This window comes from Vibrio sp. 10N.222.49.C9 (genome assembly GCF_041474985.1).
In the GTDB taxonomy this organism is placed as follows: Bacteria; Pseudomonadota; Gammaproteobacteria; order Enterobacterales; family Vibrionaceae; genus Vibrio; species Vibrio crassostreae_C.
The window spans coordinates 1-276 of sequence record NZ_JBFRVD010000116.1; the positions used below are offsets into that span (position 1 = coordinate 1).

Genomic DNA, 276 nt, shown 5'->3' on the forward strand with positions numbered 1-276 from the left:
GATGGCGCAGGATGGCATACCGATGATATTGCTAACCCATTTGATAATGTCAGTATTATCAAATTGCCGCCATACTCACCAGAGCTTAACCCTATAGAGCAAGTGTGGAGTTGGTTAAGGCAACACTATCTAGCAAACCAAAACTTCATTGATTATAACGATATTGTTTCGAAGGTCTGTAGCGCTTGGAATGGATTTCTTGAGTGCAAAGATCGCGTCACAAAAATGTGTACAAGAGATTGGATTGACCTGATCAGTTAATTTTCCGGATTGGTA

Annotated in this window: 1 protein-coding gene; it reads left to right on the forward strand. The window is 40.6% G+C overall.

The window, feature by feature from the left end; translation table 11 throughout:
* Positions 1-261, forward strand: a 261-nt coding sequence (locus tag AB4585_RS22205; protein WP_170967451.1) for a transposase, incomplete at its 5' end; no start/stop codon positions are given.
* Positions 262-276 lie beyond the last annotated feature (15 nt).